Origin of the sequence: Acutalibacter sp. LFL-21 (genome assembly GCF_025630755.1) — a bacterium.
Classification (GTDB): Bacteria; Bacillota; Clostridia; order Oscillospirales; family Acutalibacteraceae; genus Acutalibacter; species Acutalibacter stercoravium.
The window spans coordinates 227,861-242,516 of record NZ_JAOTNT010000006.1 but is presented as its reverse complement, the minus strand read 5'-3'; the positions used below and the strand labels follow the sequence as shown (position 1 = coordinate 242,516).

The window sequence follows — 14,656 nt, the reverse complement described above, 5'->3', positions numbered from 1 at the left end:
GCTTTGTTCCACTTATAGCGGTTGGCCTCATTGAGCGCCCTGTTTTTACAGGTTCCCCGCCCGCGCTCTTTCATGTAGAATGTGGGCGTTGGGATTTGCGCCTGCGTGAGATATACGGCAATTTGGTTTCGGTTTTTTCCGTCCAGAAACAGGCGAAAAATCAAACGAACAACTCCGGCGGCTTCCTCGTCGATAATCCAAAAATCCTTGTTGTCCGGGGATTTGACATAGCCATAGGGGGCTTCGGTGGCAATCGGCTTTCCACTCATGCCCTTCGTCTTAATGCCGGTCTTTACTTTCTTGCTGATGTCCTTTGCGTACCACTCCGACATGATGTTGATAAAGGGCGCAAACTCCAATGTATCGGGCTTTTCGCTGTCTATCCCGTTGTTGACTGCGATAAAGCGCACATTGTTCCGTCTGAATATCTCCATCGCATTGCCGACTTGGAGATAGTCACGCCCCCAGCGTGTCAGGTCTTTCATAATGCAGACACCGATTTTCCCGTTCTCTACATCGTCCATCATGCGGGAGTAGGCAGAACGGTCAAAAAATCTGCCGCTTTCGTCATCGTCAATGTAGTGCCGGATATTGGTTAAGTGCTGCCCTCTGGCGTAGTTCTCCAAAAAGATTTTTTGGTTCTGTATCGAGTTACTCTCACCGCCGTCCCTGTCCTCGTCGCCCACGGAAAGGCGGGAGTAAAGGGCTGTAATTTTACTATAATCAGTCATGTGCATAACCTCCTGTGCGTCCATATAGGCTTCCTTTACACTTAAAATTATGCACTCCACCGGGCGGAACCGTATTCCATGCCGTGCCTGTACTTCTTGGCGTTCTTGCTTTTCAGGTACACAGCCAGCCGCAGGCCGCCGCCGCAGCACAGGCCCACCAGCAGGTCCAGCGGGTGCAGGCTGGGCCACCAGCTGGCCAGCGCCACCGGCAGCGTGGAGAAGAACGAGAGCATTTTTGCCGAAGCGTCCGCACCCACGGCCATCCGCCACGCTTCACCGAAGTTGGTGGAGAAAAGCCCCATCAGGATGTACGGCATATTCAGCAAAAGGAGCTTTTTGATGTTCAGCTGCTTTTTCATCGTTCCAGCTCCCTCCGCTTGTTCCGGTCCACGACGGCGTGCTTCACCAATTCTTTGAACTGGCTTAGCTTTGCCAGCACAGACGGACGCTCAGATTTTTCCGCTTTCCTGACTTTTTTGCCGGTATATTCGGTAAAGGCAGCGGTCAGAGCATCCGCATCCCGGCCCTTGAAGAAAATCAGGTACTTGGGCGGAGAGCTGCTGCGGTCCTTCTTTACCGCATAGTCCACGCCGTACTTCCGGGCGATCTTCTCAAACTCCTTGATGGAGGGGTCGGTGATCTCGATGTTGGAAACACCCTGATTCTGGCCGATCAGCTGCTTCACGGTCTGCTTGCCGTGGGGAATTACGGGGGTATCCCGGCTTTTCTGCTTTTGCAGCTTCTTTTCCTTGCGGTGGGCAAGGTACTTGGTGATGGCGGCTTTCAACAGCCGCCCGGTGAACTTCGTTCCGCTGACTGCCAGCGTCAAAGTCCTGTTTTCCACTTCCTCCTGCATTTTTCTCGCCTCCTTTCCACGGATTTTGCAGGGGTGGCGCTTGATACTAAGGCGGGACCACCAGCCGCCGCAGCAGGTGTTTCAGCATGGCAGGCTCCTTTCAGCGCAGCTGGTCGGAGCGGTCATAGTACAGGTGGCCCTGGCGCACCTTGGCATGGCTGAGAATCTTGATATGGCCCTTTTCCTGGTTCTCCAGGCTTTTCTGGTATCCGGCCTCCGTCAGAAACAGGCGGGTTCGTTCGCCTTTCCAGCACACCGGGGAATCATAGGTCAGCACATCGAAAATAATCATGTGCCGGGTGTCCTCGGCAAACCGCTCCAAATCCATGTAATCATGGCCGTGATAGTTCTGCGCCCCGGCCTTGAGGCGCATTTCCTCCATCAGCTGGCCCACAGTCTTACGCTCAGGCATGGCGTGCGCCTCCTTTCCCGCGCCCCTGGCCCTTCACGGTCAAAATGCCGTCCAGGGTGGTGGCGGTGATCCGCAGGCGCTCGGCGGTGGCAATGTCATTCTTCACGGTCTCGTCGATACCGTGGCCGCAGACCACCAGCACATGGGACCGGCGCAGGTAGTCCCGCGCCATATCCAGCCCGTCCTTGTGTTCCTGGGGAATCTCGTCCTTGAGGAAGGTAGGAAGGAACAGCACCGGGCAGATGGGCGAATACCCGGCGTCGTACACCTGACGGCAGTAGGCCGCAGCGTTCTCGGCGTTCTCATACTGGCTGTTGCTCCAGGGAGCCGTAATGTAAGCAAGGGGTCGTTTCATGGCAAAATCCTTTCTCCCGGTGTGTCCGGGCAGCAGAAAAGCGGCTGTTTACCAGCCGCCTGCATACATATCGTGGTTGACTTGTGCGGTGTAGTGATTGCTGATCGTGGTCGGCGCATTGAACAGCACCGCAAGCAGATACTGCTTCATGTTGCGGATTTCGGTGGTATTGTTCCGCAGGCATTCCATGACAAACTCGATGTGGGAGCAGTCCAGCTTCAAAAAACGGGAGCGGACCACCTCATGGGGGAAGTCGCTGCCAGCGATCCGGGTGGTTTTCCGCTTGGCGCAGACGGTCTCCACCATCAGCTCCACGATCTCGTCCAGGTCCTCCCGGTAGGTGGTAAACTCCCGGCACAGGTGGTCATACTCGATGTTCTCCAGAATCAAATCCCGATAACTTTCCATCTCTGTGAGTGACATCGCATCCCTCCCTTTCCGTTCCGGCAGCTGTGCTGCCGCTTTTTCCCGGAAGGGAATGGAATCGGTACTTGATCCATGAGTAATTGATTTTTGGGTATTTGATTTCTCTATATTTAATTCTGCGGGCTTTTCCGTATCCGGTTTATCCAGATACGGGTTTTCCGTATCTGGTGAAGCCGTATCCGGTACAGCCGTATCCGGCTGGGGCGTTTCCGGCTGCCGGGGCTGGGGCTGCTCATAAATGACATACTCAGTGTCGCTGATCCGGCCCTGCCGGTCCCGCAGCTGGTGGCGCACGATGTAACCGGCGGTTTCCAGTTCCCGCAGCGCATTACCGATGGCGTCCACGCCCTCCTTGCAGATTTTCGCAAGGCCACGGGTGGTATAGTTCCAGTCATCCGGCAGGGACAGCATCATGGAAAGCAGCCCCTTGGCCTTCAGCGACAATTCATGGTTCCGCAGGTGATGATTGCTCATTACCGTATAGTCGTGGGTTCTTTCAATCCGAAAGACCGCCATTGACTTCACTCCTTTCTGTTCTCAGGGCATGAAAAAAGCCACAATCCTGTAAAAAGAATTGTGGCGGTTACACTTTTTCATATTTTCTTGCGTGGAACCAATACAGCGGCCTTTGCGATTTCGGCTTAGAAAATGGTCCCGGTTCCTGAGAAAACGGGAGGGTCTGCAAAACCCGGTCAATGTCGGTGGATTCCATGTCATATTGGGACTGGCAGTTTTCCCGGATAGCATCCTTGATGCTCTGGACAGTACACATATTCATTCCTTTCCTTTCGGGGTAGTGGCAGGTTTACGGGTGGCGACGGCGCTTGTCCGGCTTGAAGTCGAGGACATGGCCCTCGATCACGCGGGCATACCGCTTGATTTTGATTTCCCGGCGCTTCCGGCTTACGAGGGCGGCCTGATACCCGTCCTCCGTGAGAAACAGCCGCATTTCATCGCCGGGGCTGCCGTAGGAGCAGGGACGCAGGATGGAAAACTCGATCATCCAGCGGGTGTTGTCCTGAAAACGCTCCACGGCCAAAATGTTGTGTCCTTTCAGCTCACGGGCTGAAATATCCCTCATAGGCGGCTCCTTTCATCGTTCCTGGTCTCTCTGGCGCTTCTTCTGCCACCCCTCCAGCAGCTTGATGATGGTCTCCTGCATCCGCTGGGGCGTATAGCTCTTGGGAAAATACTTCCGCAGGATGTCGGCAGAAAGGGTCACTTTGTCGAGATCGCTTTTCTTTTCCTCGCCCATGATGACGCGCATCATATCGAGGGTCAGATGCCCCTCCTGGCTGTATTTCTTGAGCCGCTGGGCTTGGGAAAGAGAGGGGGTGGCCTGTTCGCTGTCCATCGCGTCCAGCAAGTCCCGCTGTTCCTCTTTTTTGAGGAAAGACAGCTCATAGGCCGGGTTGAGAGCAATTTTCTTTTCATCGACCATATCCAGCAGTTCGGGGATCAGCTCTGTCAGGCGGATATAGCGGAAAATCTGATTTTTACTCTGGCCGACCTGTTCAGCCAAAAGCTCACTGGACTTCTTTCCAGCAGACTTGTTCCCAACTTGGGAACAAGTTAAATCCATGCGCTCACCTTGGTGCTTCATAGCCTCCAGCTTCATCTTGTAGGCAAAAGCTCTCTCGCTGGGGAGCAGGCTTTCCCGCTGCAAGTTGCTGTCCACCATGATGATGGTGGCGGCATCATCGTCCAGGTCCCGGACAATGACCGGCATGGTTTCTTTCTTGGCCAGTTCACTGGCTCGGTGTCTCCTGTGACCGGCCACCAGCTCATAGCCGCCCTCCGGGTCCGGGCGGGCAATAGCCGGAACCAGAACACCATACTGCCGAACGCTGTCGGCGGTCTCCATCATGGCCTCGTCATCCTTGACTTTGAAGGGGTGGTTCTTGAAAGGATGCAGCTCAGACAGCGGGATTTCCCGTACTTTTTCCAGCTTGGCATCCTGGCGGCTTTCCTCGGTGGAAAACAAGTCATCGTATGGAGCCAGATCTACTTTTTTCGCGCTGCTTTTCAAGTTTTATCACCTCCTGGGTCAGATTTTTGTACCCCTCGGCCACCTTGCCATTGGGGTCGTGGGCAAAAATGCTCTTGCCCTCGGCACTGATCTCCTTTGCCCGGACAGAATGGGGAATCTCGGTGCCGAACACCTTGATTTTGCTGCCGTAGGTCTCCCGCAGCAGGGCGGCGATCTCCTTGGCGAAGTTGGTGCGGTTGTCCACCATCGTCAGCAATATGCCGTCGATCTGGAGCTTGGGGTTAATCTGCCGCTTCACCTTGTTCACGGTCTGGAGCAGCTGTTCCAGGCCCTTGGCGGGCAGATACTCTGCCTGAACGGGGATTATGACCCTGTTGGCGGCTGCCAGCGCGTTCACCGTGAGCATACCCAGGGAGGGCTGGCAGTCTATCAGGATGTGGGAATACTGTCCCTTGAGCGTGTCGATATACTGCCGCAGGATGGTCTCACGGCTCATGGCGTTCACCAGGGAGACCTCCATGCCGGAGAGCTGGATGTCGGCGGGCATCAGGTCAACGCCTTCCGGGTGGGGCAAGATACCCTCGCCGGGGCGCAGCGGCTCGTCCATCAGGATACGGCCCATCGCGTCGGACAGGGTAAAGGGCAGCTTGTCCGGCTGGGGGTGGCCCAGGCTGATGGTCAGGCTGCCTTGCGGGTCCCCGTCGATCAGCAGCACTTTCTTCCCGGCCTGCGCCAGCCCGATTCCCAGGTTCGCACAGGTGGTCGTTTTGCCAACGCCGCCTTTCTGGTTGGCGATGGCGATGATTTGCGTGTTCAATGACTTCACCTCATTTCTGATTGGTGTTGTCATGTGCCTGCACAGCAGTCCTGGAAATGACAAAAGCCGCCACTTGAAACAAGTGACGGCTTAGCCTAAATCCAATATTCTACTGTGCTTGAAATCAAAAGGCTTTGAGTTCCTTTCTGCTATTCATTTGTCGTTAATGAAACACCCCCTATAATTCGACTTATTTCAGCGTGATTTTTCGGTTTGGAAAAGGATGAAAAACCAGACTGAAAACCTCAAAACCCTTGATTCTACGGGGCTTTTCCGGTTTGTCGTAATTATACCGTAAGGGCACACCTTCGCCAGCCTGCTCATCAACCAGGATGTGCCGCTGATCAACGTGTCCAACTTCCTGGGCCACTCGGACCTCTCCACCACCGCCAACATCTACGCCCACCTGGACAAGGCCAGCAAGCAGGCCAGCGCCGCTGTGATTTCGGACATTCTCCAGGGGGAGAACCGGCACGCCCAGCCGAAGGGCGAACCAGAAACCAATACAGACAGACAAACGTAAAGGGCGCCCCGCTTTGGGACGCCCTCATTTTATAGGAGGTGCATTGTATGAAATTGCAGAGAACAAAGAAGGCGCGCTGCCGAGGACCGCCTACAGTTACTGAATCTCCTGTTCCAAAGTTTGGAACAGAGGATCGTCAAAGAACTCGGTGATGGTCATGTCCAAGCCGTCGCACAGCTTCTTCAAAGTAATGACGGATAGGTCCCGGCGGCTGGGATTCATCAGACTGTACACCGTAGAAGGTGTCACCCCAGACCGGTTAGCTAGCTCGTTGTATCGAATGTTTCTTTCCGTGCAAAGCTGCTGTAGCCTCAGAACGATGGCGTCTTTAAGGAACATGTTTTTCCCGCCCAAAAAGATAATTGAGAGAAACACCCAGCACCTTGGAGATGGCATCGATCTCAATGTCCGTCACCGCCCGGCGGCCGTTCTCAATCCGAGACACAGAACCGCGGCAGGTATATACCGCCATCAGTTCCAGCTTTTCTGAAAGCTGCTTTTGGCTGAGTCCTGCCCGAACGCGGGCTTCCTTGATGCGGGGACCGATGATATTCAACTGCTCTGTGTCGAGAATTCGTTTCATAGCAAGCCGCTCAAGAACCCTGGGGTTCAACCGGAATAGGCCCATGCTCCTTCTCAAATTCAGCCACACGCCTTTTCAAGTATTGCTCGATTTCCTTGTTGGCGGAGCGGCCTTCCGACTCCGCAATGTAGCGGAATTTTTGAAACAGCAGCCGGTCCACCCGCAGTGTGTAGCGCAGAAGTTTGTCATCCATTATACGGAACCTCACAATCGTCATAACGCTATTATGACCTCATTATAGTGAAATAATTGCGTCATAACGAAAGTGGTGGTAATATGGTGTTAAATTGACGAATTATTTTTGGGAGCTGTGTTGTTATGAAACTCGCCATCATTGGTTCCAGAGGGTTGTGGGTGGAGGACATGGGGGCATACCTTCCCCCTGGGGTGACGGAACTAGTCTCCGGCGGGGCGAAAGGAATCGACACCTGCGCCAGGGAGTACGCGCTGTCCCATGGCCTGAAGCTGACGGAGTTCCTGCCGGACTACCGCCGGTATGGACGGGCTGCGCCCCTGGTGCGGAATCGGGAAATCGTCGCCTATGCCAACCAGGTGCTGGCCTTCTGGGACGGCAAGTCACCAGGCACCAAGTACGTGATCGACCAATGTAAAAAGCAGAAGAAAACAGTGACGGTTTACCTGCTGTGACCGCCACGGAAAAGAGGAAACTATGGAAATCTATCCCATGCTCACCGGCAGCCAGCTGCGGCAGTATCTGCACATCTCCACCCGCAAGCTGAAGTACCTGATGGACCACGACTACATCCCCCACGAGGACACGGGCCAGGCCACCTATCGGTACCGTGTCCGCTGGGAGGACGCGGTGGAATTTAAGCGCCGTATGGAAGAGGAGCCCGGCTTTCTTGGGGAGCTGGCGGGGCAGTTCAGCTCTCACCATCCGCCCAAACCCAGGCCCAAGCGGGAGCCGGCTTTCCAGCCCACGCCGGAGAACTGCCAACAGTTTCGGCAGTGGCTGGCCCAGCGCTGGGCCAATGAGCCGGACGCCCTGCCCATCCAGCGAGCAGCCCAGCTGCTGGGCCGCAACCCCCAGACCCTCCACCGCTGGGTGAAGGAGGGCCGCCTCCAGGCAGTGCAGGTGGGACGGAACCAACTGTGCAGCAAGGAAGAGCTCCTCGCTTTTTTGGCCACGCCGGAGAGGGCGCTGGGGTGCCGGGAGCTGGTGGGGGATTTTTTGGCGGAGACGCAATAAGCACAGTACGAAATAGAGGGAGAAGGCCAGTGGCTGAAGGGGGCAGCTGCTGGCTTTTTCCTTTTGCTGTTTTCTTGTGCTTTTTTGTAAAGTGTGATAGAGTTATATTGAGTTATTATAGGCAGGAGGTACTCCCATGGCAAAATTTCCTTTTACCAATTTCTTTGATGTCAATGGTAACAGCCAGATGGACTTTTCTGAAGAGCTGCTGGCCATGAAAGTCTTTGAAGACGCCTTGCCTGAGGATGAAGCTGCCTCCTATGATGACCTGGACAGCGATTGGGACGGCCTGGACGATACCGGACTGGAAGACGAGTTCTCCGAGGACGCTTGGTTAACGGATACAGCCTCCCTGACCGATCCAGACTTGAGCTTGCACTCCTCTAATTTTGAGGATAACGTGAGCGATGAGGACGATGACACCTGGAACGACTCAGACGAGGAAGTCTTGTGGGACGATCCCCAGAAGGAACCAGAAGAGACGCCTGTGGCTTACCTGACATTTTCCGTGGAAAGCCAGGAGGAGCGGTACGCCAAGCAGGGCATTCGTCGGGAAGACTATCCCACCCAGCGGGCCTACGTAGCCGCCTGTGAGCTGGCGGATTTGGGAAGCGGAGAGGGCTATATCCCACATGACAGTACTCGTCAGCGGGAGATGGAGAAGCGCCAATTCATCCTTGACGGTAACTGTGTGGCGGCCCGGTACTTGACCATCGACCGTGGTTTCTTGTACGCCCAGGCGGTGAAGGAAAACTTCCAACTTCCCATAGCCGTTACCGATGAGGACGAGCATCCTCTCACTTCTTTGGATGACCTGTTTCTGGATCTGGCGGAGGAGGACCCGGCTCTGGCGGTGCGAGTCTGGGCGTGGATTGTGATAGAGTTTGGACCATACTCCCAGTATATGGACGGCACTTGGGCGCCCTTCAATGGAATACTATATTTGACCGACCGCTTTCCACCGGAGTTCCAAGATCTGGCGCTGGAAGAGCTTTGCCAGAACGGAGCGTTTCGCCGGGGATTGTTGGAGAAAAGCCCAGAGTTTCCAGACGTGGCTGGCTATATTGCCTACACCTTGGAGCATGATCGGGAGGAGCAGGGGACAGTTCTGCTGAAATCGGCTTTGAAGAATCCCCAAGGCAAGGGTACCAAGTACGAGGAGTTGGTGACTAAAATTACCTACCACATCCAAGACCAAAGGAACTCCGAACCCTGGGAGGCCATGGAGCGGGCCATTTTCCCTGTTCTAGAAGATTTTCCTGACAAGCGCACGCAGCGTTTACTGCCTCAGTGGAAAAAAGAAGTGGCGGATCGCCTTCAATGGCTGCGCCCTAGGTCTGAGCCTGTCCGGCAATCGATGTACAGCGACCCGCTGGCGGAGACAGACACGACCGTGTATACTTTCTGCGGGGTGATGTTTCCCCGTTGGCAGCGGGTGTATCACTATCGTACCGAGGACGAGACGCTGGCCGTGGGGGACAAAGTGCTGGTCCCCGGCAGGGACGGCCCCACTGAGGCGGAGGTGGTTTCCATCGAGAAGTGCCTTCGGAAAACAGCGCCCTATCCCGTGGATCGGGCGAAGTTTGTGGTGGGGAGAGTACAGTGATGGAGGCAAAGAGAAATAGGGCAAAAGCTTAGTGGTTTTTGTAGAAAAGTACAATCGATCTTCCTACGGTTCATGTATTTCTGCAGAAATTACTAGGAAATAACTTCGATTTGTTTCTAGTGCGTACATATATAGTGGATAATATAGAATGTTCATAATAATAGTTCTTTAGCTTTGTTGCCTACCATGATAAACTGGTGGGGTTTGTTTGGCATATAACCATTATATTGATTGCGATATTGGAGACGTCTGCGAAGCTGTACGCGAAGAAAAACAGTCCTGCAATCAAGGAGGTCAATGAGCGAGATGGAACGAAAAGAATATAGTGCGGGTGCGGTAAAGCTATCTTTTTGGTTCATAGAGTTCCGAAAGGTAGTTGAGCTACTTTACGAAGGGAAAAACATCGATCAGATAAAATCTCTTGCCCTGAACGAGAACCTATTTGCAGCTCCGACCACTCTCCGAGCCAATCAAATTTATCATACCGTTACAGGCCGCATTAAGTCTCTGGACAGGAGCTTCATCCCTCTTTTCACGCGCAGCGACCTTGCAACGCAAAAGCTCTTTGCTCTGGTTGCTGCTATGGCTTATGACACGCTGTTCTTTGATTTTGTCTATGAAGTGATTCGTGAAAAGATGATTCTCGGAAGCAACGAGCTGGTGGATAGCGACGTGCGCGTCTTCTTCAAAGACAAGCAGCAGCAAAATGAAAAAGTGGCCGGATGGACGGATGCCACTTTGGTACGGCTCGGCCGCTGCTACAAAACGATGCTGTATGAGGCCGGGGTAATTGATAAAACAAAAACAGTTCGAAAAATACTGCGCCCGATTTTAGATCCGGAGCTGGTGCGCTGGTTGGAGCAGAATGATATGGGCGTTTATGTCAAGGCGCTTGCGGGGGTAAGGTAATGGATATAACAGAAAGATTGGATGCGATGGAGGCAGCAATCCGAAAGCCGTCATTCCGACAGAGCAGCGGAAAAGCCAACGAGGTCAACTACTGGATTTTCGATTATCCGCCAGAGAAAGAGTTGGAAGTCCGAGAGCGCATTGAATACATGAAACACAAGAACTCGAAAGGAATGGACGAATTTGAGCTTGCCGTGTTCGATCTCTATGATATTATCATTGACTTTCTCGAAGGAAAGAACTTCATAGAGAAGTGCTGCGACTTCGAAAAGAAGCGCGGCATCCAGAGGATCGTCAAAGCAGTCAGCAACTCCATGAAAGTGAGCGAGGACGACAACCTGATTGTGCGATATATCCTTGACCATACCCCGGAGAATGCCATCGTCTTTTTAACCGGCGTTGGCAAGAGCTATCCGCTTCTCCGTTCGCATAATGTGCTGAACAATCTCCACCAGTCCTATCTACACGCACCGGTGGTGATGTTTTTCCCCGGCACATACAACGAACAGGAATTGATTCTCTTCAATGAAATCAAAGATGACAACTATTACAGAGCGTTTCGGCTTGTAAAGTGATGGAGGAAGCACAATGAAGATAAAGGATATGTTCACCAAGAAAATTGACCGTGAAATTCAAGGAGTAATCATTGTAGGTCAAGGCGAGGATGTAAATGTTTCTCAGGAGCTTGAGGAATATGTCGTTACCCGTGAGCTCCAAAAACACTTTGCTGATTTCTACTCGGCTTATAAAAAGGGGATCGTTGGAACAACACCGAAGATGGGTGTTTGGATTTCCGGATTCTTCGGAAGCGGTAAATCGCACTTCCTGAAAATCCTGTCCTACCTCCTGGAAAACCGTCAGGTCGGCGACAGAAAGGCGATGGAATACTTTGTAGATGACAAGAAGATCGTAGACCCGATGGTGCTTGCCGACATGAAGCTGGCGGCTGAAATCCCTACCGATGTGATCCTCTTCAACATTGACTCCAAGAGCGAAACGAACGGCAAACAGAACAAGGATGCCATTGTTAATGTATTCCTCAAGGTCTTCAATCAGATGCAGGGCTTCTGCGGTTCCATCCCTCATGTTGCCGATCTGGAACGGAGGCTTTCCGAAGAAGGACGCTTCGACGAGTTCAAGGCTGCTTTTGAGGAAGAGTATGGTGAGCTGTGGGAAGACTCCCGGCAGGATTTTGATTTCATTCAGGACAGCGTTGTAGATGCCCTTGTCTCGATGGATTTCATGAGTGAGGCAGCGGCGAGAAACTGGTGTGAAAAAGCGGCCGAACCTTACACCATCAGTATTGAAGACTTTGCCAAGCGCGTCAGGACCTATATTGAACGCAAAGGGAACAACCACCATGTCGTATTTCTAGTGGATGAAATCGGTCAGTACATCGGCGATGATTCCAAGCTCATGCTCAACCTCCAAACCGTGACTGAGGAATTGGGCAAAGAGTGTATGGGCAAGGCATGGGTCATCGTGACCAGCCAGCAAGATATTGATTCAATCACCAAAGTCAAAGGCAACGACTTCTCCAAAATTCAAGGCCGATTTGACACCCGCCTCTCCCTCTCTTCTGCTAATGTGGATGCTGTTATTAAGAAGAGAATCCTCGAAAAGACGGAACCGGCTGCTCAAACGCTCCGGCTGCTCTATGAGCAGAAGGCGACGATTATCAAAAACCTGATTGTGTTCAATGACACGGCAGAAAAGAAGCTCTATACGAACGAAGAAGACTTTGCGGAGGTCTACCCCTTTGTACCGTATCAATTCAATTTACTTTCCAGCGTGCTGACTTCCATCCGAACTCACGGCGCTTCTGGCAAGCATCTTTCCGGCGGTGAACGCTCCATGCTGGCTCTTTTCAAGGAGTCAGCGGTCAATGTTATGGATGAAGAGACGGGAGTTATTGTGCCGTTCCATCGCTTCTATGACGCACTGGAAAACTTTTTGGATCACAGCCACAGCGGAGTTATCATTCGTGCTTACGATAACAGCTACATCAACCCGGATAAGAAGGACAGGGATGTTTTTGCCATCAATGTCCTCAAGACCCTTTTCATGATCAAATATGTGCTGGAAATCGAAGCGAACATCGACAACATTACCAGCCTGATGATTGAAAATATCGACGATGACCGGATCGAGCTGAAAGGCCGCGTAGAGGAAGCACTGAAGGTCCTGATGCGGCAGATGCTCGTACAGAAAAATGGAAGCGTCTATGTTTTCCTCACGGACGAGGAGCAGGAAGTCAACAACGAGATTGAAAAGGAAAATGTAGAAACGCCGGAGATCATCACGAAGGCTGCGGAGATGATTTTTGAGGACATCTTCCCCGGCAAGCGCTACATCTACCCCGTTTTCAATGGCCGATATGCCTTTGGCTTCAATCAGTTTGTGGATGACCGCCCATATAAGGCAAATCAGAACTTCGACATTGGTCTCCGTGTCCTGACACCGTGGTACGACGGCAGCGCAGAGGACGCTACCCTCCGCATGATGTCCGGTCAAGGCAAAGAAGTCCTTGTCGTTCTCCCGAATGACGCGGAGTTCCTGACGGAAATCCAAGCCTATTTGAAAATTGAAGGCTTCCTTCGGAAAAACACTTCCACGCAGCTTGCCAAGTACGAGACGATCAAAGAGGCAAAGCGCGTGGAAATGCGGGAGCGCAATCAAAACGCCAAGCTCTATCTGACCGAAGCGCTGAAAGAAGCGACCATCTATGTGAACGGCGATGTTGTCCGCGTAAACGGGAAAGAAGTTGGCAGCCGGATCAATGAAGCCATTGGCCGTTTGGTACAGACGGTCTACCACAAGCTATCCTACATCGATACGCCGATGGGCGAGGCGGAAATCCGCAAGATGCTTCATCAGAGCAACCAGCTTTCTCTTGGCTTGGAAGGCGGTACAGAGAGCAATGTCCATGCGCTGGAGGATGTGCAGGGCTTTATCGCTATGAATACCCACAATCACATGAAAACCTCCATGAAGACGGTGAAGGATCGCTTTATGAAAGCACCTTATGGGTTTGTGGAAGATGATGTACATTGGCTGGTGGCTCGGCTCTTTAAGCGTGGCGACCTGTCTTTCACTGTCAACGGCGCTACGGTCAGTCTGAATAACAAGACCGAGGAAGAGATCATCGGCTTCATCACCAAAAAAGCATTCGCGGAAAAGCTCCTGATGGAAGAGCGCGTTCGTGTCAGCGATAAGGACAAAAAGGCTGTCCGGGATGTGATGAAGGAAACCTTCCGCACCACGACTTCGGCGGAAGACGAAGATACCATTATGAAGAACTTCCAGCGGTATGCGCAGAACACGATTTATGAAATTGAGCGGCTGGAAGCCAAATATATGCAGTACCCCTATCCAGGCAAGCGCGTTCTGTCCAGCGGGAAGACACTGATGCAGTCTGTCGTTCAGATTCAATCTGCTTTGGACTTCTTTACAACCGTTTCTAAGAAGCGGGATGATTTCTTCGACTTTGCGGAGGACTACGAACCAATCAAGACCTTCTTTGAGGGCGAGCAGTCCACTATCTTTGCCCGTGCGCTGGATATGCTTGCAATCTATGATGACAGCAAGACCTATATCGTCAATGACGAGCTGGAAAATGTAGTTGCGCAAATGCGCTCCATCACCCGGCAGGAAAAGCCCTACGCCAACATTCCGAAGCTTCCTGAGCTGCGGGAGCGGTTCATGTCTTGCTATGTGAAGATATTGCAGCAAGAGTCCGCCCCTGTTCTCGATTTCATTGATCAGGCGCGGAAGCGTGTATTGGAGGTGCTTTCCACAAAAGAGTACAACGAACAGAAGCGGACGGCTTACTTTGAAAAGTTCCAAGAAATTCGGGACGGAGCCACCCACTGCAACAATGTCTCTACGCTGAGAAGCTATGCGGACAAGGCAGATGCACTAAAGCTCCGGCTTCTCAATGAAATGGACGAACTTGACCGTAAGTTGGCAAGACAAAAAGCCGAAGAAGAGGCCCGCCGTCAGGCAGAGGAAGCCAAACAGAGCGGGAAGCCTGCACCGGAAGTAACCGTTGCCCCTGCGCCGGTGAAAATCCGTAAGACAAAAAATGTCTCCATCAAGATGATGACAGGGACATCCTCTTGGCGTCTGGAAAGCAAAGAGGATATTGCCCGGTACATGGACAGCCTTCGCAAGACGCTTGAAGCGCAACTGGATGATGATACGATTGTCAATGTGGAGTTCTAACATGAGAAAGGAGC

The 14,656-nt window shown here is 52.7% G+C and carries 17 protein-coding genes and 2 pseudogenes; 7 read left to right on the top strand and 12 right to left on the bottom strand.

Features of this window, described 5'->3' with window-relative positions:
• The 9 genes and pseudogenes from ODJ80_RS09470 to ODJ80_RS09425 all read right to left on the bottom strand — a co-directional run.
• Positions 1 to 755, bottom strand: a 755-nt coding sequence (locus ODJ80_RS09470) for a recombinase family protein (RefSeq protein ID WP_263041878.1), incomplete at its 3' end; no start/stop codon positions are given.
• A gap of 32 nt (positions 756 to 787) precedes the next feature.
• Positions 788 to 1,090 (bottom strand): annotated as a pseudogene (locus tag ODJ80_RS09465) (VirD4-like conjugal transfer protein, CD1115 family); the annotation flags it as partial.
• A complete protein-coding gene (locus ODJ80_RS09460) occupies positions 1,087 to 1,587 on the bottom strand; it encodes a PcfB family protein (protein ID WP_263041877.1) in 501 nt (166 codons plus the stop codon). The gene ODJ80_RS09460 and the pseudogene ODJ80_RS09465, both read right to left, overlap by 4 nt.
• 100 nt (positions 1,588 to 1,687) lie before the next feature.
• Positions 1,688 to 1,999 carry a DUF5720 family protein gene (locus tag ODJ80_RS09455; protein WP_263041876.1) on the bottom strand — a complete coding sequence of 104 codons (312 nt, stop codon included), beginning with the start codon at positions 1,997 to 1,999 and terminating at the stop codon, positions 1,688 to 1,690.
• On the bottom strand, positions 1,992 to 2,354 hold the full coding sequence (locus ODJ80_RS09450; RefSeq protein ID WP_015537377.1) for a DUF7768 domain-containing protein: 363 nt from the start codon (positions 2,352 to 2,354) through the stop codon (positions 1,992 to 1,994). Before ODJ80_RS09450 ends, ODJ80_RS09455 begins: the two co-directional genes overlap by 8 nt.
• A 48-nt stretch (positions 2,355 to 2,402) precedes the next feature.
• A complete protein-coding gene (locus tag ODJ80_RS09445) occupies positions 2,403 to 3,296 on the bottom strand; it encodes a helix-turn-helix domain-containing protein (protein ID WP_263041875.1) in 894 nt (297 codons plus the stop codon).
• A gap of 289 nt (positions 3,297 to 3,585) precedes the next feature.
• Positions 3,586 to 3,861 (bottom strand): DUF5720 family protein, encoded by a 276-nt coding sequence (locus ODJ80_RS09435; RefSeq protein WP_033121838.1) that lies wholly within the window; start codon positions 3,859 to 3,861, stop codon positions 3,586 to 3,588.
• 12 nt (positions 3,862 to 3,873) lie between these two features.
• Positions 3,874 to 4,809 (bottom strand): ParB/RepB/Spo0J family partition protein, encoded by a 936-nt coding sequence (locus ODJ80_RS09430; protein WP_263041874.1) that lies wholly within the window; start codon positions 4,807 to 4,809, stop codon positions 3,874 to 3,876.
• Positions 4,766 to 5,587 carry a ParA family protein gene (locus ODJ80_RS09425; RefSeq protein ID WP_263041873.1) on the bottom strand — a complete coding sequence of 274 codons (822 nt, stop codon included), beginning with the start codon at positions 5,585 to 5,587 and terminating at the stop codon, positions 4,766 to 4,768. The genes ODJ80_RS09430 and ODJ80_RS09425 overlap by 44 nt, the downstream gene beginning before the upstream one ends.
• A 313-nt stretch (positions 5,588 to 5,900) precedes the next feature.
• On the opposite strand from ODJ80_RS09425, the pseudogene ODJ80_RS09420 reads away from it, so the two are divergent.
• Positions 5,901 to 6,110, top strand: a pseudogene (locus ODJ80_RS09420) (site-specific integrase); the annotation flags it as partial.
• Positions 6,111 to 6,206: 96 nt separating this feature from the next.
• On the opposite strand, the gene ODJ80_RS09415 reads toward ODJ80_RS09420, so the two are convergent.
• The 3 genes from ODJ80_RS09415 to ODJ80_RS09405 are packed head-to-tail and all read right to left on the bottom strand — an operon-like array spanning position 6,207 to position 6,886.
• Positions 6,207 to 6,449 carry a helix-turn-helix domain-containing protein gene (locus tag ODJ80_RS09415; RefSeq protein ID WP_263041872.1) on the bottom strand — a complete coding sequence of 81 codons (243 nt, stop codon included), beginning with the start codon at positions 6,447 to 6,449 and terminating at the stop codon, positions 6,207 to 6,209.
• Positions 6,439 to 6,693: a helix-turn-helix domain-containing protein gene (locus tag ODJ80_RS09410; protein ID WP_263041871.1), complete on the bottom strand. Its 255-nt coding sequence runs from the start codon at positions 6,691 to 6,693 to the stop codon at positions 6,439 to 6,441. Before ODJ80_RS09410 ends, ODJ80_RS09415 begins: the two co-directional genes overlap by 11 nt.
• A gap of 10 nt (positions 6,694 to 6,703) precedes the next feature.
• Positions 6,704 to 6,886 carry a TraY domain-containing protein gene (locus tag ODJ80_RS09405; RefSeq protein WP_263041870.1) on the bottom strand — a complete coding sequence of 61 codons (183 nt, stop codon included), beginning with the start codon at positions 6,884 to 6,886 and terminating at the stop codon, positions 6,704 to 6,706.
• A 125-nt stretch (positions 6,887 to 7,011) separates the two neighbouring features.
• Here ODJ80_RS09405 and ODJ80_RS09400 point away from each other — a divergent pair, with 125 nt between their 5' ends.
• The 6 genes from ODJ80_RS09400 (at position 7,012) to brxC (ending at position 14,642) form a co-directional block, all read left to right on the top strand.
• A complete protein-coding gene (locus ODJ80_RS09400) occupies positions 7,012 to 7,341 on the top strand; it encodes an SLOG family protein (protein WP_263041869.1) in 330 nt (109 codons plus the stop codon).
• A 22-nt stretch (positions 7,342 to 7,363) separates the two neighbouring features.
• The gene (locus ODJ80_RS09395; protein ID WP_263041868.1) at positions 7,364 to 7,903 is read left to right on the top strand and encodes a helix-turn-helix domain-containing protein; all 540 of its coding nucleotides are present in this window, start codon (positions 7,364 to 7,366) and stop codon (positions 7,901 to 7,903) included.
• 136 nt (positions 7,904 to 8,039) lie between these two features.
• Complete coding sequence (locus tag ODJ80_RS09390; protein WP_263041867.1) at positions 8,040 to 9,509, top strand: hypothetical protein; 1,470 nt, start codon at positions 8,040 to 8,042, stop codon at positions 9,507 to 9,509.
• Positions 9,510 to 9,815: 306 nt separating this feature from the next.
• Entirely contained in the window at positions 9,816 to 10,418 is a 603-nt protein-coding gene (locus ODJ80_RS09385; RefSeq protein ID WP_178864975.1) for a DUF1819 family protein, read from the top strand.
• A 26-nt stretch (positions 10,419 to 10,444) separates the two neighbouring features.
• Entirely contained in the window at positions 10,445 to 10,993 is a 549-nt protein-coding gene (locus ODJ80_RS09380) for a DUF1788 domain-containing protein (protein ID WP_442863907.1), read from the top strand.
• Positions 10,994 to 11,006: 13 nt separating this feature from the next.
• Entirely contained in the window at positions 11,007 to 14,642 is a 3,636-nt protein-coding gene (gene brxC / locus ODJ80_RS09375) for a BREX system P-loop protein BrxC (protein ID WP_263041866.1), read from the top strand.
• Positions 14,643 to 14,656: the final 14 nt, after the last annotated feature.